The sequence below is a fragment of the Lactococcus fujiensis JCM 16395 genome (genome assembly GCF_002441655.1).
Taxonomy (GTDB): Bacteria; Bacillota; Bacilli; order Lactobacillales; family Streptococcaceae; genus Lactococcus; species Lactococcus fujiensis.
In genome coordinates, this window is sequence record NZ_JXJU01000005.1 from 124,513 (window position 1) to 147,753 (window position 23,241).

The window sequence follows — 23,241 nt, forward strand, 5'->3', positions numbered from 1 at the left end:
TTAATTTAATCTCGTAATGCTCTAAGCGCATATAATATTGATACCACATCAATAACTTCTTGGAACAAGGCCCCAATAATTGCTGGAATAATCCCCGTTGCCGCTATAAGCATCAAAATAATACAAATGATAATCCCCATCAAAACAGCTTGTTTTGCAATCCGCATTGTGTCACGACTTATCGTGACTGCTTTTGTTACACTCGACAAATCATTTTTTAGTAGCACAATATCCGCAGCTTCGCTCGCAACTGTTGAATTTCCACTACCGACTGAAATACCTACATCTGCTAATGTTAATGCAGGTGCATCATTTACACCATCTCCGACCATAATGACAGGATGTTCTGTAGCAGTTTTAATATATTCCAGTTTTTCACCTGGCAATAAGCTGGCATATACATTGGGAATGTCAACTTCTGCTGCCACTTTTTGAGCCACACGATCATTATCGCCTGTAAGCATCGTTAAGTTATTTAAGCCAAGTGATTTCAGCTGATCCATAACCGATTTAGCTTCAGGACGAATTTTATCAGAAAAGGTTACTGCTCCTATATATTTACCATCACGACTGACATAAAAGGCAGTCTCATAATCCAAATCAACTGGTGCACCAACAAAATTTTTCCGACCTATTTTGATTTCATGTCCTCCAATTTGCCCGGTGACTCCCATTCCCGCAACTTCTATCAACCCTGACATACCTAAAGTAGGAATATTACGTTCTTGGGCATATTTGCTGATTGCTTTGGCCAAAACGTGTCCGCTTGATTTCTCTAACGTATAAGCAATTTCGAGTAACTCCACTTCTGTCAGCTCTGATACAGGTTCAATTGAAGCAACTTGGATTTTGCCATCAGTAATGGTTCCTGTTTTATCAAAGAATATTGACTTGGCCGTTGCAAGTTTTTCAATCACAGTCCCATTTTTGATAAGAAAGCCATTTTTTGAAGAACGACTCATGCCAGAAACAAAGGCAATAGGAGCAGCTAAAATCAAAGGACAAGGACTTGCTACAACAAGAACTTCCGCAATTCGAACCGGATCCCCAGAAATAGCATAAGCAATTCCAGCAATAATATAAGCAATAATTGTGAATGGAACAGCATATCGATCAGCTAAACGTACAAAATTCGCTGGTGTTTTCTCAGCCTCACGTACCAAATTAATGATTTTCTGAAATTGAGACTCGCTAGCTAAAACTGTTGTTTCAATTTCAATGCTAGAACTCCCATTAATTGCACCAGACATAACCTCATTGCCCTTAATTAGTTCATTAGGTTTTGTTTCACCAGTGACCGAAGATTCGTCCAGAATAGCTGCATCCGATTTTAATATCCCATCAATTGGAATAACTTCCATTGGTTTGATGAGCAAAACAGATCCGATTTTAACTTCATCTAAAGCATGATCCACTAACGTTTCACCAGTTTTGACGTGCGCAATTTCTGGAGATTTTTGCAGTAAAGCAGATAATTCACGGTGTGCTCGACCTGCTGCATAATCTTCAAGTGTTTCACCACCAACCAACATTAAAACAATGATTAAAGACGCCCAGTATTCACCAACTAATAGTGTTGTAATAATTGCTGTAATGGCCAATAAATCGACACCATATGAGCCACTTCTCAATGTTTTTATCATTTCGATAAACATTGTGATTGCTAGAAATCCCCCTGCAACTGTCACAATGAGTTGTGCAATAAATTCTTGCCCTAAGCCAAAATAAGCAATCAAAGCACTCGATGCTATTAAGAACACCAGAATTAATTTTTGCCAGTTTTTCATATTAAACTCAACACTCCCTTCTAAAAATGAAATTTTCTCATTTCTATAATTGACCTGATTCTATGCCCTGTTTAGTTCAACTAATAACTTCATTGATACTGAATTATCAAACTTAAAAACTAGTAAAACCGCACTTTGATTCTTGCGAACTGAGCAAATTAAAGTTGGTGTGATTCAATCTTTTTCTAACTTAATTTTATCAAATTAAAATACACAATTCTCATGATATGACCGTCAAACAATTTTTACATCCCTAGATTTACTTGATATATCTAGCTTTCTTATGCTTTCCCAGAATTTGTCAAGTATTTTTACTTTACATTTCTTGCAATTTAAAAAACGTTATGTTATGATAATTAAGTATGTTTTTGACATCGTCAAAACGCAAAAAATCAACGGAGGACACAAACTCATGGCAGTACCTGCACGTCACACTTCATCAGCAAAGAAAAATCGTCGTCGTACACACTACAAATTGACAGCTCCAACTGTTAAATTTGACGAAGCAACAGGCGACTACAGTCGCTCACACCGCGTTTCATTGAAAGGCTACTACAAAGGCCGTCAAGTCCGCGACGCTAAGTAAAATTTAATAGGAAAGGAAGTAACTCAATATGGCAGCTGGAGTACGCACACACGTAATTCTTGAACACAAAGAATCAGGCGAACGTCTTTACCTTACTCAAAAGAACAAACGTAACACACCTGACAAACTTGAACTTAAAAAATACTCTCCAAAACTTCGCAAACACGTTGTTTTTAAAGAAGTTAAATAAGATCAATACATTTTAAAAACAGAAAAGCACGAGTATCACAAGGATATTTCGTGTTTTTTTATAAAAAAATTTCTTAAATATAAAATATTAAAAAATATTAACAAATTCATTTTTATTTGACATATATAACCTTTATTATGATAAAATAAAGTGGAGTAATTGTTAGTTAAACTCAGACTATACAAAGGAACCTTTATAAGGATATATCATATGAAATTTAAAATTATTGCGGACTCCTCAGCCGATTTAAACAAACTTGAAGGTGTTCCATTCACCTCAGCCCCATTAAAAATTAATACCGCTGAGAAAGAATATGTGGATGATGCCAACCTTAATGTTGAAAAAATGGTTGATGAATTGCAAAACTACAAGGGAAAATCTCGTACTGCATGTCCTTCTCCTGCAGAGTGGGAAAATGCATTTGAAGATGCCGAAAATATTTTTTGTGTCCCAATAACAAGTGGTTTATCTGGAAGCTACAATGCTGCTCGTGTTGCTAAAGATTCTTATGAAGAAGAATTTCCTGGTCGTAGAGTTTCTATTATTGACACACTTTCTGCAGGACCTGAATTGCAACTTATTATTGAAAAAATCAAAGAGCAAATTACACTCGGAAAAACATTCGAAGAAATCAATAAAGTTGTGAACGAATATAAAGAAAAAACTGGACTTTTATTCATGTTGGCTTCCATGAAAAACTTAGCAAATAATGGTCGTGTTAATCCACTTGTTGCAAAAGCAGTGGGACTTTTAGGTATTCGTATTGTTGGTAAAGCGAGCGAAAAGGGAGATCTAGATCCACTAGACAAGTGCCGTGGAGAGAAAAGGGCACTTTCATGTATTTTCGATAATATGAATAAATTGGGTTTTAAAGGTGGCAAAGTTAAGATTGGGCACGTCGGAAATGAAACTGCTGCTCATTCTCTAAAACAAATCATTTTATCAAAATTTGAGAATACTGATATTGAAATTTATCCAACACGTGGACTCTGCAGCTTTTATGCTGAAAAAGGTGGCCTCCTCGTTGGTTTTGAAAAAGCAGATGCAATTTAACAAAAAAAAACGATCAATCGATCGTTTTTTTTATCGCGTATGTTACAAGTAACGTCCCATTTTTATTGAGTTTTTTCAAATCAATAAGCTTCAAATCTAACTCAAACTCTGAACTAGCCAAGTGCTTTCCATTTCCAAATAACTTCGGTTCAATCGTGATAATTATTTCATCTACGAGTTTAGCATTTAAAAAGAGGGAGTTGATTTCTGGTCCGCCTAAAAGCAGAACTTCTTCAAACTGTAAATTCTGCAATTCTTCTAGTAGCGCTGTCGGATCTTTTTGGGTAAAAAAGAGACCTCCAGCTTTATCTTCATCAGTTGATTTTTGACTTCTAGAATATACATAGTAAGGGACTTCTGCTATGCGCTTCGTAAAAGATTTTCTTCCAGTAATTACAGCATCGCATTTTCTTACAATTTCGATGAGATGGTGCTGATCCTCAATTGAAGTCCAAGTTTTAACACTCTCTTGGGACTGACGTGAAACAATCCCATCAACACTGGAAACCATAACCATCGTAACTTTCAAATGTTTCTCCTTATTTGAGATATTCAAGTAAATTCTTTTCCCCACGAACAGCGAATGTTTTTGTAGATGAGCCATGAGCCATTGCCCCACGAGCCGTCATACAAGAATGTGTCGCTTCAATAACCACCGCACATGCTTCGGGGTTAAGAACTTCGTAAATGGCATCCGCAGCTTGTGCCGTTAAGCGTTCTTGGACTTGTAAACGACGAGCATAGCCATTTATCATTCGAGGAAATTTTGATAAACCTGTAATTTTCTCATTTGGGATATAAGCAACATGTGCAACACCATGAAAACGGGCCAAATGGTGCTCACAGGCAGATTCAAATGGAATGTCACGTACAACGACTACATCGTGTGATTCGGCTTCAAATTGTGTTTCTAAGTACGTTTTAGGGTCTACTTTATAACCCTGAGAGTATTCGGCAAAGGCCTTTAAAAAACGATATGGGGTATCTTGAAGTCCTTCGCGGTTTACATCTTCTCCAATCAAATCAATTAGGGCTTCAATTCCTGTAATTGCTTGATTAATTTTTTCTTCATCTGAAAATAATTCTTTTAGGTGGTTGTACTTTTCTTCTTGCATAATCGTCTTTCTTTCATTTCCGTATTCTCACATTTTATCATAGTTCAATTTTTATTGAGTAATAAATTGTCCGTTTTTTTTATAAAATAAAAAAACACCGCTAGCGGTGTTCGTTGAATTTATTTTTTATTGAGTTCAAAGAATAAGTCAGCAACGTTGCCAGAAAACTCATAAGGCTCACCGTCGATTTCAACAGACAAGACTTTCGCTGAGTCGTCAATCGCTGGAACTTCTCTATCTTGTAACATAATGAATTCAGCTACACTGACAAAGCTTTGACCTCCTTTACGTCCATCTAAAAATTGATAAGCAATGTTCATAATTAATTCTCACTTTCTATTTGGTAATGGTATTATAAGCTAAAATAAATTTTTTTGCAAGAGAAACTTTCTAATTGACATTGACCCAAGGTCAAGGAATATAATAGAATTATCCCTTAGAAAAAGGAGAAATCATGCAAATCAAAGAATTAACAAAATTAACTGAATTAACGTCTAAGACCCTTCGACACTGGGAAAAAACGGGACTGCTTTCACCTCAACGCGATGAAAATGACTACCGAATTTATTCCAATGATGAAGTATCTAAGATTTTTTACATTAAAAGTTTAAGAAAACTAAATGTTCCAATTTCAGAAATTAGACTATTATTTTCAGAATCTCAAAATGAGAGACAAATTTTAGAGAAACATTTACAACGACTCGTTCAAGAAGGTGAACAAATTAGTCAATTAATTAATAAACTTAATAAAAAATTAGAAAACGAGGATTATCTAATGGAAAAAGAAGACTTCGAACTGTTAAAACAGCAACGAATCAATGAAAACGAAAAAAAATACGGGTTTGAAATCCGTCAAAAATACGGGAATCAAACAATTGATGACAGTAATGAAAAATATCTTGATCAGACGAAAGAATCACAAGATTGGGCTTCTCAGAGACATGATGAAATCGTTCATCTGCTTGAAGATGCTTATCAATCGAATAACCATAATCTTGCCTTTAAAGCTATTCAACTTCATAAAGAATGGCTAGAGCACTTCTGGACAAGTCCTGTCACTAAGGCTGCGCACTTAAGTTTGATAAAAATGTACTGTGATGATGAACGATTTCGGCAAAATTATATAAAAAGATTCAATGGACTTCCTGAATATTTTTATGAAATGGCGGATATATTCTATAAAAATGTCCGTTAATTGTCTCAAATTCTTTTTGTTTTCATTTAAGTTTCATTTCAGTAGATTAATATATAATTTCTACATACTCCTAAATAAACTTTTTCATAAATTACTCCTTAAAGATTTGATTCTCCATCAAATCTTTTTTTGTTAAAATAAATAAAAAAGGTGTAAAATCATAGTGAAATAACTTTCATGTTCTCCAAAAAAAATAAAAAGGAAGACTTCTTATGACAGAAAAAACAGTTCTTATTACAGGTGCGTCAAATGGGATGGGGTTAGAGGCCGCTAAACTATTCGCATCAAAAGGTTGGCACGTTATCGCTGGAGCTCGACGTGTCGAAAAAATACCCGTTGACCCACAAATTATGGCACTCAAATTAGATGTTACAGACCACGATTCCAATGTTAATTTTGTCGAATCAGCCTTAGCCAAAACTGGACGAATTGATGTCCTGGTCAACAATGCAGGTTATGGTGAATATGGCCCCGCCGAAGAAATTCCGATGTCACTGATACGCAAGCAATTTGAAACCAATTTTTTTGGGGCTGTTGAATTGACACAACTTGTGCTGCCTACAATGCGTGCTCAGAAATTTGGGAGAATCGTTAACATTTCTAGTATTGGTGGTGATGTATATATGCCTTTAGGAGCTTATTACCACGCGACAAAAGCTGCTTTGCAACAATGGAGCGATGTTTTAAATCTAGAAGTTGAACCTTTTGGGATTCGGAGCATTTGTATTCAACCTGGCGGCACACAATCAAGTTGGGGAAATATTGCTTTTGAAAATGCCAAAAAGAACCTTGCTGCTCAATCTCCTTACCTCCCTCTCGTTGAAGCCGTCTCTGCAGGAATGGAAAGTTTCATGAAAAATGCACCCACTTCTGCTGATTTAGCAAAAATATTCTATAAAGCAGCGACAGATGTTAAGCCCCAGCTTCGCTATTTCAATGCCTTCTCGGACAAAGTTATGGTTAAAGTAGCTCGTCACCACCAAAAACTTTTTTATCATGTCATGCGTCGAATGATTAAACATTTCGAGCAAACAACCAAAAATCTCGATCAATGATCGAGATTTTTTTGTTTATTAGGAGTAAACGTTATGAAAAATTATTATTGGAATGATTGTATTATAAAGAAAATCTCTTAAAACTGACTAAATTGAGACACAAATGAAACTAAAAGAAAAGATACTATCTCATCCATCTAATGTGGAGAAAATAGGCTTTATTAAAGATTGAGATTATGGTAGAATTATAGTAACTATACTTAATAATGAATTGGTTATCTTTTTTGACTGATTCGTATTTTACTTAAAGGACGATAAATGCTTACTGTATCTGATATTTCACTTATTTTTTCCGATCGCAAACTTTTTGACGATGTTAACATCAAATTTACACCAGGAAACTGTTACGGTTTGATTGGTGCCAATGGTGCGGGTAAATCAACCTTCCTCAAAATTTTGGATGGCGAAATTCAACCTACAACAGGCCATGTTTCAATGAATCCAAATGAACGGATGTCTGTTTTACGTCAAAATCATTATGATTATGAGGATCAAACACCACTTGACGTTGTCATGATGGGGAACGAAAAACTTTTTGAAATTAACCAAGAAAAAAATGCAATCTACATGAATCCTGATGCAACAGACGATGATTTCATGCGTGCTGCTGAACTCGAAGCAGAATTCGGCGAAATGGGTGGTTATGAAGCAGAATCCGAAGCCGCACGTCTTTTGCAAAACTTGGGAATCAAAGTTGAACAACACATGGATTTAATGGCAAATTTGACTTCTGGCGAGCACGTAAAAGTTTTGCTTGCAAAAGCCCTATTTGGTAAACCAGATGTCCTATTACTTGACGAACCAACAAATGGTCTTGATATCCAAGCAATTTCCTGGCTTGAAGAATTTTTAATTAATTTCGAAAATACAGTTATTGTTGTGTCTCATGACCGTCACTTCCTTAATAATGTTTGTACATACATGGCTGACCTTGATTACGGTAAAATTAAACTTTACCCAGGGAACTACGATTTCTGGAAAGAATCATCTGAACTTGCTTTACGCCTTCAAAATGACCAAAATCGTAAAGCTGAAGAAAAAATTGCTGAATTGAAAGACTTTATTGCACGATTCTCAGCAAATGCATCTAAATCAAAACAAGCAACATCTCGTAAAAAAATGCTTGATAAGATTGAAGTTGAAGAATTTGTGCCGTCTTCACGTAAATATCCATTCGTTGGATTTGATCAAGAGCGTGAAGTTGGTAATGATTTGCTCCGTGTAGAAAACCTCTCTGTTGAAATCGACGGCGAAAAAGTACTGGATAACATTTCATTTATTCTTGCACCTGGCGATAAAACAGCCTTCATTGGACAAAATGATATTCAACAAACTGCCTTGCTCCGCGCTTTGATGGGCGACATCGAATATTCTGGCGAAATTAAGTGGGGAATTACGACTTCTCGTTCTTATTTACCTAAAGATAATACACGTGACTTTGATAGCGAAGATTCAATCTTGGACTGGCTCCGTCAATTTGTGTTGACAAAAGAAGAGGATGACAATACTTATCTTCGTGGTTTCCTTGGTCGTATGCTCTTTAAGGGGGAAGAATCTTTGAAACAAGTTAAGGTGCTGTCTGGTGGAGAAAAAGTTCGTGTCATGCTCTCAAAAATGATGTTGCAACGTGCGAATGTTCTGGTCCTCGATGATCCAACAAATCATTTGGATTTGGAATCTATTTCTGCCTTGAATGACGGTTTGAAAGCTTTCAAAGGCTCCATTCTTTTCAGCTCACATGACCATGAGTTTTTAAACACAATTGCAAATCACATTGTTGTGCTTTCAAAAAATGGCGTCGTTGACCGTATTGGTGAAACTTATGATGAGTTTTTGGCAAATGATGAGGTTCAAGCAAAAGTTAAAGCACTTTGGGCTTAAACAGTCCTGTGGACTGTTTAAGGTTGCGAATAGAGAAAACGGAGTTTCCCTTTTTCGTAATATTTTTGAAAATCAAAACTCTGTCAGTGCTGACAGAGTTTTTGATAAATGAAAAATGTGAATACTATGATTAAAATATGATTTTGAATCAAATGAACGTGACTTTGGATCTCATCTCTATTAAAATGGTGCAGGCTTTTGCTTTGGACGGATTAAGAAAATAACAAAAAATGAAAAAAGAATTAAAATTATTTGCAACAGACATGGATGGAACCTTTCTCCATTCTGACCGAACATTCAATCATGACAAATTAGCTCATGTTCTTGATGAATTTGACAAGAAAGGGTATGTTTTTTGCGCCTCCTCTGGACGACAACTTTTGGCACTTGAAAACATGATTTTCAATGATTTCAAGGATCGAATTGCTTTTGTAGCCGAAAATGGAGGTGTCGTTTCTTACAAGGGACAAACTATCTTCGCAAAAACCTTCACACATGAACAGACAATTAAAGTTTGTAATTTATTACAAGAAATGCCCTATTCACCAAAAGAGGATTTCTTAATTTCAGGGATCCGTGGTTCTTATTGCCTTGAAAATGTTTCTGATGAATTTTGGCAAAAAACTCATTATTACTATGCAAATATCAAAAAAGTTAAGTCAATCGATGAAATAGATGACGATTTGATTAAAGTTACAACAAATTTTCCAGAAGATAAAACGTCTGCCTGTGAACGTTACATTACTGAAACGTTACCTTTTGCTCGTGCCACTACAACTGGTTTTACGAGTATTGATATTGGGTCTCACGGCATTAGTAAAGCATCTGGTTTGGCACAGCTCTTAGCTCACTTTGATTGGCACCCAGAAAACTTAGCCGCTTTTGGCGACCAGATGAATGATTATGAAATGCTGAAATACGCTGGCACAGCTTATGCTGTTAGCAATGCTTATCCTGACATTTTGGAGATTGCAGATGAAGTTATTTTAAGTAATGACGAAGATGCTGTCTTAGAACAAATCGGCAAAATCATTAAATAAAGTGGCTATTGAGTCACTTTTTTTGATATAATTTATGAGGAATCATTAAAAACTTTTATTATTTATTTAAAATTTTCGCAGAAAATAAGGGAGAATTATTATGAAAATTGCAATTGATGCAATGGGGGGCGATTTTGCCCCTGAAAATATTGTAAAAGGTATCAATCAGGCAAAAAAACAATTTAGTGACATTGACTATTTACTTTTTGGTGATGGTGCAAAAATTCGTCAGTTCTTGGAAGATGAAAATCATGTAGAAATCGTTGAAACAACTGAGATTATTGATTTCCATGATGACCCTGTTACTGCGATCAAATCGAAAAAAGATAGCTCACTGGTTCGGGCAATTACAGCCGTCAAAAAAGGGGAAGCCGATGCGGTTTTATCAGCAGGTTCAACAGGAGCTCTCCTTACCGGGGGACTTTTGCTAATCAAGCGTATTAAAAAAGTAAGCCGCCCTGCACTAATGAGCACTTTACCTACAGCTGATGGAACTGGTTTTGATATGCTTGACCTAGGTGCCAATACAGAAAATACCGCACAACACTTAGTTGATTTCGCAATTTTAGGTTCTTATTATGCTGAAAATGTTCGTGGTGTAAACAAGCCCCGTATTGCTCTTTTATCAAATGGTGCAGAAGAATCAAAAGGGTCACCAATGATTAAGGAGGCTCATGAAATCTTGTCAACGATGCCTGATTTAAATTTCATCGGAAATATAGAATCAAGAGATATTTTGACTGGTGTTGCTGATGTTGTCGTTGCTGATGGTTTCACAGGAAATGCTGTATTGAAAGCTATTGAAGGAACCGCTTCTGTCCTGATGAAACAAATCAAGTCGGCGATTATGGGAGGGAGTTTGACGACAAAAATTGGTGGCGCACTGATTAAAAAACCACTTTCAGGTCTGAAAACAATGATGAGCACAGATAGTGCTGGTGGTGCTGCCTTTATCGGACTTAAGGCCCCCGTTATCAAAGCACATGGAAATTCAAGTGCTGAAGCCATCACAAGTGCAATCAGTCAAATTCATCGCATGATTGAGTCAGACGTCACAGGAAAGCTCCTTGAACATTTTGAAAATCGTGTTGAATGATTTAATAGATTAAATAAAAAAGAACTCCTTCGAGCTCTTTTTTATTTACATTGGATTTTTCTTGTAATATACCCACTTTCCAAATTGCAAAACAATGATGTAGGCCAGAACAATCATTATCCACCATGGCCAAAATCGTGGTTCAACTGAACTCAAATTAATCATTTCGCCAATGGGAGTTTCTAACAGAATAAAACCAAAAACGAAGGCACCGATTGTAGATAAGACAACAGGCATAGCAGGACGACTTTCCAAGAACGGAATTTTCCGAGTTCGTAAAATATGAAAAGCGAGCGCTTGTGTTGCCAATGACTCAATAAACCAACCTGCTTGGAACAAGGCAGCATGTTGTCCGTTATTGTAACCTAAAACAAACCAGAGCACTATGAACGTTGTAATATCAAAAATTGAGGATAATGGTCCAACGGAAATTGCGAATTTTGCTAAGCCACGTGTCCCCCATTTAACAGGCTTTCTGATTTCTTCTTTATCAACATTATCCCAAGGAATCGTCAGTTGTGAAATGTCATAAACGAGATTTAAAGTTAATAGTTGTGTCGACAACATTGGCAAGAAAGGTAGGAAAGCTGATGCTACAAGTACAGAAAAAACATTTCCGAAATTCGATGATAATGTAATTCGAATATATTTCATCATATTTGAGAAGACTTTTCGCCCTTCAATAACCCCTGTTTCTAGGACTTGCAACGATTTTTCAAGCAAAATAATGGTCGATGCCTCTTTAGTGATATCAGCTGCAGTATCCACAGAAATACCAACATCAGCGGCCCTTAGAGCGGGGGCATCATTAATTCCATCGCCCATAAAACCGACAGTATGAACTTTCCTAAGTATCTCAATAATTCTTGATTTTTGCAGTGGTGACAATTTAGCAAATAAGTGAGCTTCCATGGCAGCATCAAAGAGTTCGTCGTCCGACATTTCATCAATTTGCGTACCTAAATAATACTTTTCAACTGGAATTCCAACATCGGCGCAGACTTTTTTAGCGACAATGGCATTGTCCCCAGTCAAAACTTTTACGGTAACTCCATGCCCATGGAGACTAGTAATCGCACTTTTTGCGCTTGCTTTGGCTGGATCTAAGAAGCCAAGAAAGCCCAACAAAGTCATGCCTTTTTCACTCTCTTGATCGAAATCTTCTAGTTCCTCATCTGTTAGAATGCGTTGCGCAACTGTAAGCACACGCATCCCCTGCAAATTCATTTCCAGATTAACTTTTCTCATCGCTTCAAGTTTCTCAGGTGTAATTGGAACAGCGACACCGTCCTCCATCACGTGAGTACAGATATCATCCATTTCTTCGACTGCACCTTTTGTGACCATCAAGTGACGGCCGTGGTCGTTGACAACCACAGAAAGTAAGCGACGAGAGAAATCAAAGGGAATTTCATCTACTTTTTCCATGTGCTGGTAATCTAATTTACGTTCTTCTTTGCGGAAGTACTGAATGACCGCAACGTCCATTAAATTTTTCCATCCCGTTTGGAAATTCGAATTGATAAATGCTGCATTAAGCACACTATCATGTTTTTCACCGTTTGCGTCGACATAGGTCATCATTACAACGCGATCTTCAGTAATCGTTCCTGTTTTATCTGTGCATAGAATATCCATCGACCCTAAATTTTGAATTGCAGACAGTTGCTTTACAATCACTTTTTTCTTCGACAGGGCAACGGCCCCTTTTGCCAAATTGGTATTGACAATCATGGGGAGCATTTCTGGTGTTAATCCGACAGCGACAGCAATGGCAAAGAAGAAAGCATCCCACGCTGAGCCTTTTGTCGTCCAATTGATAATGAAGACAACAGGAAACAAGATGATCACCATTGTCATCAAGAGCCTCGAGATTGAATTCAACCCCTTATCAAAAGAAGATTGAACTTTAGCATGACTTGACGATTTGGTGGCGATATCACCAAACATCGTTTGTTTGCCTGTCTTAACGATCAAGACCTCGCCATTCCCAGATAAAACATCTGTCCCCATAAATAATACATTGGGTGCATCAATTGATGAAATATTTTCCCAGTCTACTTGCTCATCATCATCGAGCGACTCAGGGAGTTTTTTTTCTACTGGAAATGATTCTCCAGTTAATGAGGCTTGATTGATAAATAAGTCTTTTGAGTTGAGTAAAATTGCATCTGCAGGAATCATATCGCCCGTTTGCAATTGGATAATATCGCCAGGAACGACTTCATCCATCGGTATTTCATGATATTCTCCATCACGTCGGACGTTGGTGGTATTTTCTATCATCTCTCGGAGTGCATCTGAAGCTTTTTCACTTTTATATTCTTGAATAAAACTGACTGTAGCCGAAAGTACAATCATGACACACATATAGATAGCAGGTTCATATTCGCCTGTCAGTACGGACACAATGGCAAGAAAAGCTAAGACTAAAGAGAATGGATTTCTAAAGGCGTGCCATAATATGAGATACCAGGGGGTAAGTTGTTGAGCGGCAACGATGTTCGGCCCGTAATCTTCCAATCTGTTTACGGCTTCTTCTCGTTTCAATCCAAAAATGCTTGTTTTCATTTTTTCAAACAAGGCTGGACTTCCAAGTTGTGCAAAATCTTTAAGCTCATCACTTTTCGTGCTCTGCTTTGTCATTTTTTGCATGTGTTTCCCTCCTATTCTATCGTAATACTTTTATTACTCTTAAATTGTAACATATTACACAAAAACAAGACGAATGCTTTCATAGTAAAAGGACTTTTACATCTTCATTTTTTCTTTAAGGACTTGTTTTTCTTGTTTTACTTTTTCTAAATGTTCATCATCAACCTTGACAATAAAATAAACAATAGCTAGGACAAGAATGAAACTAAATCCCAAAATGAGAACAGGAATCGTGAATGAAATTAATAAAACAAGTGAAAATACAATTGTACCACCCCCAACCCATAGATATTTTTTCTTTACATTAGTAAGGCCAGTTGATAAATATTGAATAAAACTCATGAAAACAGTAAGTCCACTAAGAAAAACATAGTTGCCACTCAAGAATAGACCAATAGCACCTAAAGTAGTTAATATCACTGCTAAAGTCGGGCTGCCAAAACGGTTATTTTTTGCTACCAACAATGGGACGTCTTCGTGTGCCAATGCAAGACTCGCAAGGATCGTAGGTGTATTAAACGTATTTGCAACAATAACACCAAAGATGGAGATACAAATACCGATCACAAAGAGGGGAATTCCAATCGAACCGATAATTTGAGCAAAAATAGTCGCCGCAGGAACAATTGAATTGGGCAAATGATTACCCAAGACACCTATGGTGATTCCTTGAATGAGGAGGTACACAGCAATACAAGTGATCATGACAAAGCTCATCATCTTGGGCAGATTTTTAGATGGGTCTTTCATTTTTTCAGCGTTGACCGGCAAAAATGAAAAACCAGTGAAAAAGAAGAATACTGTTCCATAAGCAGACAAAAAGCCAGTCAGTCCTGAAGAAGGAGATGTTAGTACTACTGGCGAAAAGTTAGCGCCCTTAACAAGCCAAATTGTCGTTCCTATAAAAACAAGAACAATTAGAATTTTGACAAAAGAGGTCAAATTATCAAGCTCCGCAATGATTGACGATCCAAAACAGGAAATGATTCCTAAAACTAAGATGAGAGTGATGCCAATCCATTTGCCATTCATTTGTGGGAAAATCATTTTCAAAGCTGTCAACAGAGCGGAAACTTCTGTCGCCAAACTGACGGTTCCTAAAAGCCAAGTCACCATCCCTACAATAAATCCTGGAAAACGGCCGAAAACCTCCTTTGCATAAACAAAGGCACCTCCATTTTCAGGATATATTTTACTCATATTTGAATATGAAAATGCAATAACAAAAATTGAAAGCCCTGCAAATAAGATAGCCAATAAGCTCCAATTCCCTGCATCTTGGTATATTTTTCCGGCTAACAAAAAGATTCCCGAACCAATTATAGAATTAATACCGAGTAAATAAACTGCAGCAGGAGAGAGTAATTTTTTGTCTTTCATAGCCGTCCTCACTTCTTTGATAAAATTTATATTGATTATAACAAAAAGAGTACCAATAGATACTCTTTTTACATTTTTTTTTGCAGATTTCTTTACATTTGCATGAAAGCAAAATATGAACCGCTAGGCGTTTGAAAATTGAAAGTCAAATTCTCACCCATTTTTGATATTGGACTTGTCATCAAGCCTTGTGCAGCTACTTTTTCGTGCAATGCCTCTAGACCATCAGTGACTGTAAACAAAATTGATGGTTTATCATCTGCAACTTCAGGACTCATTTGACGAATAAATTCGATGTCCCAGATTTGTAAACGTGCATTTCCTTTACGGGTTGGTGCCATGATAAAAGTATCAGATTCACCAACTTTTTGTCTTGAAACTTCAAAAAAACCAATTGCCTTGAAGAATTCGGCTTCTGCTTTGACATCTTCGACGTAAAGATTGGTACACATATTAAAACTCATTGCTGTCCTCCTTTGATTGTCTTTTCATTATAGCATAATCAAAGCTATTTTTTCCCTGTCAGTACTGACAAAAAAAGAGACAGAATTCATCCGTCCATCTTTTATATTATTCACATTTTCATCTTAATTTATTAGTTCAGGCTGGCTTCTAGCGTGATTTTCCTAACACCTGCAAGTGCTTTTGAAACTGGACAATTTGCTTTAACTGTCAAGGCAACTTCTTGGAACTCAGCTTCTGAAATGCCTTCGATTTCAGAGTGGTTCTTCAAGTGAATTTCAGTGATAGCAGGGCCATCAGCAGTTACAGCGAAAGTTACATCAGCCGTTGTATCAATATTTTTAGCAGTGTAGCCTTTTTCGCCCAAAATCATAGAAAAGGCCATTGAGAAACAAGCAGCGTGTGCAGCGCCCAAAAGTTCTTCTGGTGTTGTGATTGATACTGTATGTTCTGCACGCGCTTTAAAATTATAAGGTGCCTCTGTGAAAAGTTGAGAAGATTCCGCACTAATCGTGCCGAACCCATCTTCCAAAGTATCTTCCCAATGTGCAGATGCCGTTGATATATTCGCCATATTTTACCTCCTGAGATTTATTTAATCTCCTCTAACAAGTTTGATTTTTGTTCATTTATGTCAAAACTATTTTACATTTTTAGTATATCTCTTTCCTGCTTATTTTTCAATTTATGCGCTCTTTTGTATTTTTTTACTTACAAAATTTTAATGTCTCATCAATTTGACTTTTCCTGATAATAAAGGTAAAATTTTTTTAGATAGAAAAGTACTTTTTAAACGAATTGATATAGAAAATCTGTGGTTGATGGAAACAGATCTCTTCAAAAAAGGAATGGGCTATTCTTACAAATTTGATGATTTGAACAAATAATAATCACGTTGCTTCCGTTACCAAGCCCTCATTATTTTGATGATGAGTCTTAGGGAATTTTTATTTTCCAAAATTACGGTGGTACCGTGCATTATGCGCCCGTAGAACAATCTGTTCTGCGAGCTTTTTTATTTTCCCTTTTTCAAAAATGGATCTGTCCAAAAAAAAATTCAACAAAGAAAGTGAGTCAAACTCATGTCAAAACCAATTATCTTAACAGGCGACCGTCCTACTGGAAAACTTCACATCGGTCATTATGTCGGTTCACTCAAACGCCGTGTTCAAATGCAAAACGAAGGAATCTATGACACTTTTATCATGATGGCCGACCAACAGGCACTCACGGACCACGCCAAAGAACCTCAAAAAATCATCGAATCTGTTGGTAACGTTGCACTCGACTACCTTGCAAGCGGAATTGACCCAGAAAAATCAACGATTTTCATCCAGAGTCAAATCCCAGAACTTGGTGAATTAATGATGTACTACCTCAATTTGACTAGCTTAAATCGTGTTTTACGTAACCCGACGGTCAAAACAGAAATTGAACAAAAAAACTTCGGCGAAAGTGTCCCTGCTGGCTTTGCCATGTACCCAGTTAGTCAAGCAGCTGATATTACTGCTTTCAAAGCCACTCACGTTCCTGTAGGGAATGACCAGGCACCTATGATTGAAATCACACGTGAAATCGTCCGCTCTTTCAACCACGCTTATGAATCTGATGTTCTCGTTGAGCCAGAAGGAATATATCCTGAGAATGAGGCTGCAGGTCGCCTCCCTGGACTTGACGGAAATGCTAAGATGTCTAAATCACTCGGCAATGGTATTTATTTGGCAGATGATGCAGATACTCTCAAAAAGAAAGTCATATCAATGTACACCGACCCGACACACGTCAATGTTGCCGATCCAGGTCACATTGAAGGCAATATGGTCTTCCATTACCTTGATGTCTTTGGACGTCCTGAGGATGCCATCACCATCGCTGAGATGAAAGAACAGTATCAGGCAGGCGGACTCGGTGACGTAAAAACAAAACGATACCTCCTTGAAATTCTCGAACGCGAACTTGGACCAATTCGTGAACGCCGCATTGAATTCGCTAAAAATATGGACTACGTCTACGATGTCCTCAAAAAAGGTTCCGAAAAAGCCGAAGCCGTTGCAGCAGACACACTTGATGAAGTCAAATCGGCTATGGGAATTAACTATTTTAAAGCATAAGAAAAAACAGGAGGCATCGCCTTCTGTTTTTGTAATTGAAATTCATAACCGATATAATGATGTAACCCATTGATTACTAGAGCTTATGATTTTACAAGTCTGATAACCACATTAGAAATTTTACACTCTATTTGCTCTCATTATTTGCTCTCATTTATTTAGCTTTTCAAAAATAAAGCTTCGTGCTGAGTAGAAATTCAAATATTTGAAAAAGTAAATATTGGATTATTCTTTTACTACCGCTACTCTTTTCAATCCCAATAGTGCATTGAAAAGGCTCTAGATAATGTGGTAAGCCAGCCCAATTGACTGACGATCTTGATCATTAATATTCTGGTTCCTGTTTACCAAGTAATCATTTTTCTCAGCCTTATTTTCGAACATATTTTCAGGTGAATCTTCTTTGATCATTCATGCCCGTTGGAATACCATCCAAAAATTGTTAATTTATTTTTATGAGAAAGTCTCACTTTGGACTGATATTTTCTAATGAAGTCAGTCCGTTTTCTCTGTTTATTTCATATTAAATAGTTTATAATAAAAAGAGAAAAAGGGATCTTCTTTTTATTTATCCCTTATTCAATTCGTTCGAAAGTAGAGAATGACTCGCTCATGAATCAAAAGGAAAACAGGGCTGTCCAACTTCAAGCAGTTGCCGATTTCGCTCAATCTGTTCACGAAGGAAATGGAGATGGTCATGGATTTGATCATATCAAGCGTGTCATTGCACTTGCACAAAAAATTCTTGCAACTGAGCCTGAAGCAAATGCTCAAATTGTTCTAATTAGTGCCTACCTTCACGATACGTATGATGAAAAACTGGTTGATGATGTCCTGATGCAAAAAAACAAAGTCGCTGATTTTTTGACTTCCGTCAGTGTTGACAAAAATGATGCTGAAGAGATTTTTTACATTATCGATAATATGAGCTATTCTTCCAATTTACTGGAAAAAAAGAGCCTAAATCTAAATGGAAAAATTGTTCAAGATGCCGATCGATTAGATGCAATTGGGGCTTGGGGAATTGTCAGAACACTCCAATACGGTTGGAAAAAAGGACGCGAGCTTTACAATCCAGAAATCAAACCCATGACATACCAATCTAAAGCTGATTATCACCAACAAGAAAAAAATACAACTATAAATCATTTTTATGAAAAATTGTTTCTCCTCAAAGCGTTGCTAAATACAACTGAGGCAAAACGAATTGCTGCCAGTCGTGACAAGATTATGCATGACTTTGTATCAGCAATTGAAAATGAAAGTCAAGAAAACCAAACACGTCGATAATAGGAAAGGGGCTATATGGTAGTAGGACTTACCAACCTAATCAATGGAATTAGACGAAACATTGACCGAAGAAAAGCGGCCCGTGCAGAAAAATGGATTCAACTCCATCAACCCGCCAATCACGAAATTGAAACACTCGTCTATGCGCATCGTGGTTCAAAATGCAATCGTCCCGAAAACACACTGGCCTCTTTTAATGAGGCCATTCGGATTGGCACTGACGGGATCGAGCTCGATGTCCATCTTACTGCTGACAATCAATTAGTCGTCATCCATGATGAAAAAATTGACCGGACTACAAATGGCAAAGGATTGGTTCAAAAATTGACTTTGGCTCAACTCAAACGGTACGATGCCGGCTCTTGGTTTGCACCTGAATTCACGGGAGAACGCATTCCAACACTTTTTGAAGTCCTGTCATTACTGACAAGTCTTGATTTTACAGGAATATTAAATATTGAGGTTAAAACTGATAAGTATCAATACCCCAACATTGAAAAAATTCTATCCGATATGATGACAGGGACAAATTGGTCATTTGATTATCTTTACAGCAGCTTTAATATTGATACCTTGAAAAATTTAAGCAAACTAGAACCAGACACCGAAATGAGTTTTCTGACCGAAAACAGCATCAAAAAAATCGAAATTGGTTTACTAGAAGATTTTGTAATAAGTATCCATCCGCGCAAAACCTATGCATTCAAACACCCTGTTTTAGCCAGCCGCTCTTCCAAGCCCATTCGTATTTGGACAGTCAACAGTGACAAAGAAATCCGCCTCGCTTTCCAAGAAAATATTGCTGGTATTATTACTGACTATCCAGAAAAAGCGATCCAAATTCGAAATGAAATAATGAATTCTTAAAAGCACATATGATGAATGTGCTTTTTATTAATTTATGGAAAAATTTAATCGTTTACAAAAATAATGAAAGCGTAGCTAAAAAAATACAATTTAGGTAAAATATTTCACAAACTTTTCTTGGTAAAGTCTGCTATATCAATTTATGAAAACGCAGACTTTTTTTCTTTACATATTTTTCACAAATGTTATAATAGGGAATGGAGGGCTTTTAAAAAGTAACACACTTTTTAACCTATTTCCAAGCTCAATTTAGAAGGGGTTCTAACCGTGCAATTTATTAATTATCTTGGTCAAGATGCTTACACGAATATAGCGATGGACAGCTGGTTGCTCTACAATTTGAAACCAACTGAACCTGTATTTGCTTTATGGCAAAATAAACGCGCTGTAATCGTTGGTCGAAACCAAAACACTTTTGCCGAAATCAATCAAGAATACATTGATAACCACGATGTTCAAGTCGTGCGTCGTGTATCTGGTGGTGGTGCTGTTTACCATGATGAAGGAAATATCTGCTTTACTTTCTTCGTTCCTGTTGAAAATTCTGGTTCAGTAAACTTTAAAAAGTTTGTGAAACCGATGTATGATGCACTTCATGCAGTTGGCATCAATGCGGAAATCACTGGTCGTAATGATCTTGAAGTCGAAGGCAAAAAAGTTTCAGGTAATGCTCAACGCTATGCTGGGGGTTACTTGATGCATCATGGAACACTACTTTGGGACACTGATGTTGAAGCGATGATCCGCTCACTCAATGTATCCGATGAAAAGTTTGTTTCAAAAGCTGCAAAATCAGTTCGAACTCGTGTTGGAAACATCAAAGACTTCGCTCCAAATCTTGATCTAAATACGTTCATCGAGAAATTGAAATATTATCTCACTGATGAAGGAAAAGATGGCGAACTCGTCTTAACAGACGAGCAACTTGCTGGAATCAAAGAATGGCGCGACAATCAATTCTCAACATGGGAATGGAATTATGGTGAATCACCAAAATTTGAATTCAGTAACCATGCTAAATTCACTGGTGGCGGTATTGATGTCCAAGTTAATGTTGAACACGGAAAAATTGCAGATGTCAATTTCCTAGGGGACTTCCTTGGTGTTCGTGACTGGCGTGATATCAAATCTCAATTCATTGGTATTGAATTCACACCAGAAGCCGTTCTTGAAATTCTAGAGAAGAATAAAGAAGGACAGTATTTCGGAACTATCGACAACAATGAACTCGCACAGATGTTCAAAGCTGATCAATTGACTGAAAGCAACTGATACAACTAACCCACAACTGCTAAATTTCTATTAAAAGAAAGGAAATCGATCATGTCAAATAGTACACAGATCCTAGATTTCAAAGCACAATTGGAATTGCAAGATACAGCATTCCCAATGTTGCAAATCCTGAACGAAGACGGAAAAATCGTCGATGAAGATGGCCTCAAACGCGCTGGACTCTCAGATGAAAAACTCGTAGAACTCTTCAAACAAATGCTTTTCGCACGCCAAGTTGACATCCGCTCAATGAAACTCGCTAAACAAGGACGTATGGGATTCTTTGGACCTCACGCAGGACAAGAAGCATCTCAAATGGCTTCAGCATTTGCTTTCACTGACGAAGACTGGCTCTTCCCTGGTTATCGCGACCTTCCTCAAATTTATTCAAAAGGTTGGCCAATTTGGAAAGGTCTCCTTTGGAGTCGCGGACACCAACTCGGTAACGAATACACTACCGAAGATGGAAAACCAGTTAATTCTTGGTTCCCACAAATCATCATTGGTGCTCAATATGTTGAAGCCGCCGGTGTAGCCCTCGGACTTAAAAAACGTAAAAAAGACGCTGTTTCATTTGTTTATACTGGTGATGGTGGTTCATCTCAAGGTGACACATACGAAGGTATTAACTTTGCATCAGCATATAAAGCTCCACTTGTTGCATTCATTCAAAATAATGGCTATGCAATTTCAACACCACGTAGTTTGCAAACTGCTGCGCCTCACTTGGCTGCAAAAGGTTGGGCTGCTGGTGCTCCTTCAATCGTAGTTGATGGTATGGATGCAATCGCAATGTACCTTGCTTCAAAAGAAGCCCGTGCATGGGCTGTTGCCGGCAACGGACCTGTTGTTATTGAAACAATCACTAACCGTCTTGAACCACACTCAACTGCAGGTGACGATCCACTTCGCTACCGTACAAAAGAAGAACTTGATGCTTGGTGGAAGAAAGAACCACTCATCCGTATGCGTAAATTCTTGACTGATAAAGGCATTTGGGATGAAAAACAAGAAGAAGAATACGTTGCAGAACTCGACGCACGCATTGATGCTGACGTGAAGAAAGCAAATGCTGTTGAAAAACAAAAAATCTCTAGTTTCATCAAGAACACGCTCGAAGTTCCTGGTCAAGCAATGGCTGAACAACTTGCGAAATTTGAAAGCGAAGGTAAATAATAATGGCTAAAAAGACTTATATTGCTGCTATTACAGAAGCGCTTGACCTTGCGCTTGAAAAAGATAAAGACACATTGATTTTTGGTGAAGACGTTGGTCAAAACGGAGGTGTATTCCGTGCAACTGATGGACTTCAAGCTAAATATGGTGAAGACCGTGTCTTCAATACTCCACTTGCTGAATCAGGTATTGGTGGACTAGCAATTGGACTTGCAACACAAGGCTACAAACCAATCATGGAAATCCAATTTGGAACTTTCATTTTTGAAGCGTTCGATTCTATTGCTGGACAAATGTCTCGTACACGTTACCGTTTCAATGGTACTCGTCACAACTCTATCGTTGTGCGTACCCCTTATGGTATCGGAACTAAAACACCTGAAATGCACGCTGACTCAATCGAAGGATTACTTTCACAAATTCCTGGTTTGCGCGTTGTAATGCCTTCAAACCCAGCTGATGCAAAAGGATTGCTCCTCGCATCAATTGAAAACAACGACCCAGTTATGTTCCTTGAAAACTTGCATCTTTACCGCTCACTTAAAGGGGAGGTTCCAGAAGGTTACTACACAACTCCTCTTGATAAAGCTGCTGTTGCTAAAGAAGGTACTGATGTATCAATCATTGCGTATGGTGGTACAGTTCCACTTGCTTTGAAAGCAGCCGATGAACTTGCTAAAGATGGTATCAATGCAGAAGTCCTTGATCTTCGTACCGTAGCTCCTCTTGACATTGAATCAATTGGTGCAACAGTTAAGAAAACTGGGCGTGTTGTTGTCGTTCAAGAAGCTCAACGTACCGCTGGTATTGCTGCAAATGTTATGGCTGAAATTGGTGAACGTTTCGTCCTTGATTTGGATGCTCCAATCGGACGTGTTTCTGGTCCTGACTCAATCTTCCCATTCTCACAAGCTGAAAATGACTGGATGATCAAAGATTCAGATATCGTAAACAAAGTTAAAGAGGTGGTAAATTATGACTGAGATTTTTAAAATGCCTGACATCGGTGAAGGTATGGCCGAAGGCGACA

At 37.5% G+C, this 23,241-nt stretch carries 22 protein-coding genes; 14 read left to right on the forward strand and 8 right to left on the reverse strand.

What is annotated here, in order from left to right; translation table 11 throughout:
* Positions 1 to 5: 5 nt before the first annotated feature.
* A complete protein-coding gene (locus RT41_RS05475; RefSeq protein ID WP_096818021.1) occupies positions 6 to 1,787 on the reverse strand; it encodes a heavy metal translocating P-type ATPase in 1,782 nt (593 codons plus the stop codon).
* 412 nt (positions 1,788 to 2,199) lie between these two features.
* Here RT41_RS05475 and rpmF point away from each other — a divergent pair, with 412 nt between their 5' ends.
* The 3 genes from rpmF to RT41_RS05490 all read left to right on the forward strand — a co-directional run bounded on the left by rpmF (position 2,200) and on the right by RT41_RS05490 (position 3,616).
* The gene (gene rpmF, locus RT41_RS05480) at positions 2,200 to 2,373 is read left to right on the forward strand and encodes a 50S ribosomal protein L32 (protein ID WP_054639723.1); all 174 of its coding nucleotides are present in this window, start codon (positions 2,200 to 2,202) and stop codon (positions 2,371 to 2,373) included.
* A gap of 28 nt (positions 2,374 to 2,401) precedes the next feature.
* Entirely contained in the window at positions 2,402 to 2,563 is a 162-nt protein-coding gene (gene rpmG, locus RT41_RS05485) for a 50S ribosomal protein L33 (RefSeq protein ID WP_054639691.1), read from the forward strand.
* Positions 2,564 to 2,773: 210 nt separating this feature from the next.
* Positions 2,774 to 3,616 carry a DegV family protein gene (locus tag RT41_RS05490; RefSeq protein ID WP_096818022.1) on the forward strand — a complete coding sequence of 281 codons (843 nt, stop codon included), beginning with the start codon at positions 2,774 to 2,776 and terminating at the stop codon, positions 3,614 to 3,616.
* A gap of 13 nt (positions 3,617 to 3,629) precedes the next feature.
* On the opposite strand, the gene RT41_RS05495 is transcribed toward RT41_RS05490, so the two are convergent.
* From RT41_RS05495 to RT41_RS05505, 3 genes are all read right to left on the reverse strand, one after another.
* Positions 3,630 to 4,145 (reverse strand): dihydrofolate reductase family protein, encoded by a 516-nt coding sequence (locus RT41_RS05495; protein ID WP_180752686.1) that lies wholly within the window; start codon positions 4,143 to 4,145, stop codon positions 3,630 to 3,632.
* Positions 4,146 to 4,155: 10 nt separating this feature from the next.
* Positions 4,156 to 4,731, reverse strand: a complete 576-nt coding sequence (gene folE / locus RT41_RS05500) for a GTP cyclohydrolase I FolE (RefSeq protein WP_096818027.1) — start codon at positions 4,729 to 4,731, stop codon at positions 4,156 to 4,158.
* A gap of 119 nt (positions 4,732 to 4,850) precedes the next feature.
* Positions 4,851 to 5,051 carry a hypothetical protein gene (locus tag RT41_RS05505; RefSeq protein ID WP_096818029.1) on the reverse strand — a complete coding sequence of 67 codons (201 nt, stop codon included), beginning with the start codon at positions 5,049 to 5,051 and terminating at the stop codon, positions 4,851 to 4,853.
* Positions 5,052 to 5,185: 134 nt separating this feature from the next.
* Here RT41_RS05505 and RT41_RS05510 point away from each other — a divergent pair, with 134 nt between their 5' ends.
* The 5 genes from RT41_RS05510 to plsX all read left to right on the forward strand — a co-directional run bounded on the left by RT41_RS05510 (position 5,186) and on the right by plsX (position 10,998).
* Entirely contained in the window at positions 5,186 to 5,926 is a 741-nt protein-coding gene (locus tag RT41_RS05510) for a MerR family transcriptional regulator (protein ID WP_096818032.1), read from the forward strand.
* A gap of 212 nt (positions 5,927 to 6,138) precedes the next feature.
* Positions 6,139 to 6,981: an SDR family NAD(P)-dependent oxidoreductase gene (locus RT41_RS05515; RefSeq protein ID WP_096818034.1), complete on the forward strand. Its 843-nt coding sequence runs from the start codon at positions 6,139 to 6,141 to the stop codon at positions 6,979 to 6,981.
* A 258-nt stretch (positions 6,982 to 7,239) separates the two neighbouring features.
* On the forward strand, positions 7,240 to 8,862 hold the full coding sequence (locus RT41_RS05520; RefSeq protein ID WP_096818036.1) for an ABC-F family ATP-binding cassette domain-containing protein: 1,623 nt from the start codon (positions 7,240 to 7,242) through the stop codon (positions 8,860 to 8,862).
* A gap of 230 nt (positions 8,863 to 9,092) precedes the next feature.
* Complete coding sequence (locus tag RT41_RS05525; protein WP_096818038.1) at positions 9,093 to 9,902, forward strand: Cof-type HAD-IIB family hydrolase; 810 nt, start codon at positions 9,093 to 9,095, stop codon at positions 9,900 to 9,902.
* 100 nt (positions 9,903 to 10,002) lie between these two features.
* Complete coding sequence (gene plsX / locus RT41_RS05530) at positions 10,003 to 10,998, forward strand: phosphate acyltransferase PlsX (protein ID WP_096818040.1); 996 nt, start codon at positions 10,003 to 10,005, stop codon at positions 10,996 to 10,998.
* Between the two features lie 45 nt (positions 10,999 to 11,043).
* On the opposite strand, the gene mgtA is transcribed toward plsX, so the two are convergent.
* The 4 genes from mgtA to RT41_RS05550 form a co-directional block, all read right to left on the reverse strand.
* Entirely contained in the window at positions 11,044 to 13,653 is a 2,610-nt protein-coding gene (mgtA, locus tag RT41_RS05535) for a magnesium-translocating P-type ATPase (protein WP_096818042.1), read from the reverse strand.
* Positions 13,654 to 13,749: 96 nt separating this feature from the next.
* On the reverse strand, positions 13,750 to 15,033 hold the full coding sequence (locus tag RT41_RS05540; RefSeq protein ID WP_096818043.1) for an APC family permease: 1,284 nt from the start codon (positions 15,031 to 15,033) through the stop codon (positions 13,750 to 13,752).
* A 92-nt stretch (positions 15,034 to 15,125) separates the two neighbouring features.
* Positions 15,126 to 15,497 carry a VOC family protein gene (locus tag RT41_RS05545; protein ID WP_054639697.1) on the reverse strand — a complete coding sequence of 124 codons (372 nt, stop codon included), beginning with the start codon at positions 15,495 to 15,497 and terminating at the stop codon, positions 15,126 to 15,128.
* Positions 15,498 to 15,628: 131 nt separating this feature from the next.
* The gene (locus tag RT41_RS05550) at positions 15,629 to 16,069 is read right to left on the reverse strand and encodes an OsmC family protein (protein ID WP_096818045.1); all 441 of its coding nucleotides are present in this window, start codon (positions 16,067 to 16,069) and stop codon (positions 15,629 to 15,631) included.
* A 508-nt stretch (positions 16,070 to 16,577) separates the two neighbouring features.
* On the opposite strand from RT41_RS05550, the gene trpS reads away from it, so the two are divergent.
* The 6 genes from trpS to RT41_RS05580 all read left to right on the forward strand — a co-directional run bounded on the left by trpS (position 16,578) and on the right by RT41_RS05580 (position 23,194).
* Entirely contained in the window at positions 16,578 to 17,606 is a 1,029-nt protein-coding gene (trpS, locus tag RT41_RS05555) for a tryptophan--tRNA ligase (protein WP_096818047.1), read from the forward strand.
* 612 nt (positions 17,607 to 18,218) lie between these two features.
* A complete protein-coding gene (locus tag RT41_RS05560; protein WP_096818049.1) occupies positions 18,219 to 18,896 on the forward strand; it encodes an HD domain-containing protein in 678 nt (225 codons plus the stop codon).
* Between the two features lie 15 nt (positions 18,897 to 18,911).
* Positions 18,912 to 19,763 carry a glycerophosphodiester phosphodiesterase gene (locus tag RT41_RS05565; RefSeq protein ID WP_096818052.1) on the forward strand — a complete coding sequence of 284 codons (852 nt, stop codon included), beginning with the start codon at positions 18,912 to 18,914 and terminating at the stop codon, positions 19,761 to 19,763.
* A 267-nt stretch (positions 19,764 to 20,030) separates the two neighbouring features.
* Positions 20,031 to 21,035, forward strand: a complete 1,005-nt coding sequence (gene lplA / locus RT41_RS05570) for a lipoate--protein ligase (protein WP_096818054.1) — start codon at positions 20,031 to 20,033, stop codon at positions 21,033 to 21,035.
* Positions 21,036 to 21,086: 51 nt separating this feature from the next.
* The gene (locus RT41_RS05575; protein ID WP_096818056.1) at positions 21,087 to 22,211 is read left to right on the forward strand and encodes a thiamine pyrophosphate-dependent dehydrogenase E1 component subunit alpha; all 1,125 of its coding nucleotides are present in this window, start codon (positions 21,087 to 21,089) and stop codon (positions 22,209 to 22,211) included.
* A 2-nt stretch (positions 22,212 to 22,213) separates the two neighbouring features.
* On the forward strand, positions 22,214 to 23,194 hold the full coding sequence (locus RT41_RS05580; protein WP_096818058.1) for an alpha-ketoacid dehydrogenase subunit beta: 981 nt from the start codon (positions 22,214 to 22,216) through the stop codon (positions 23,192 to 23,194).
* The last annotated feature ends 47 nt before the right edge of the window (positions 23,195 to 23,241 follow it).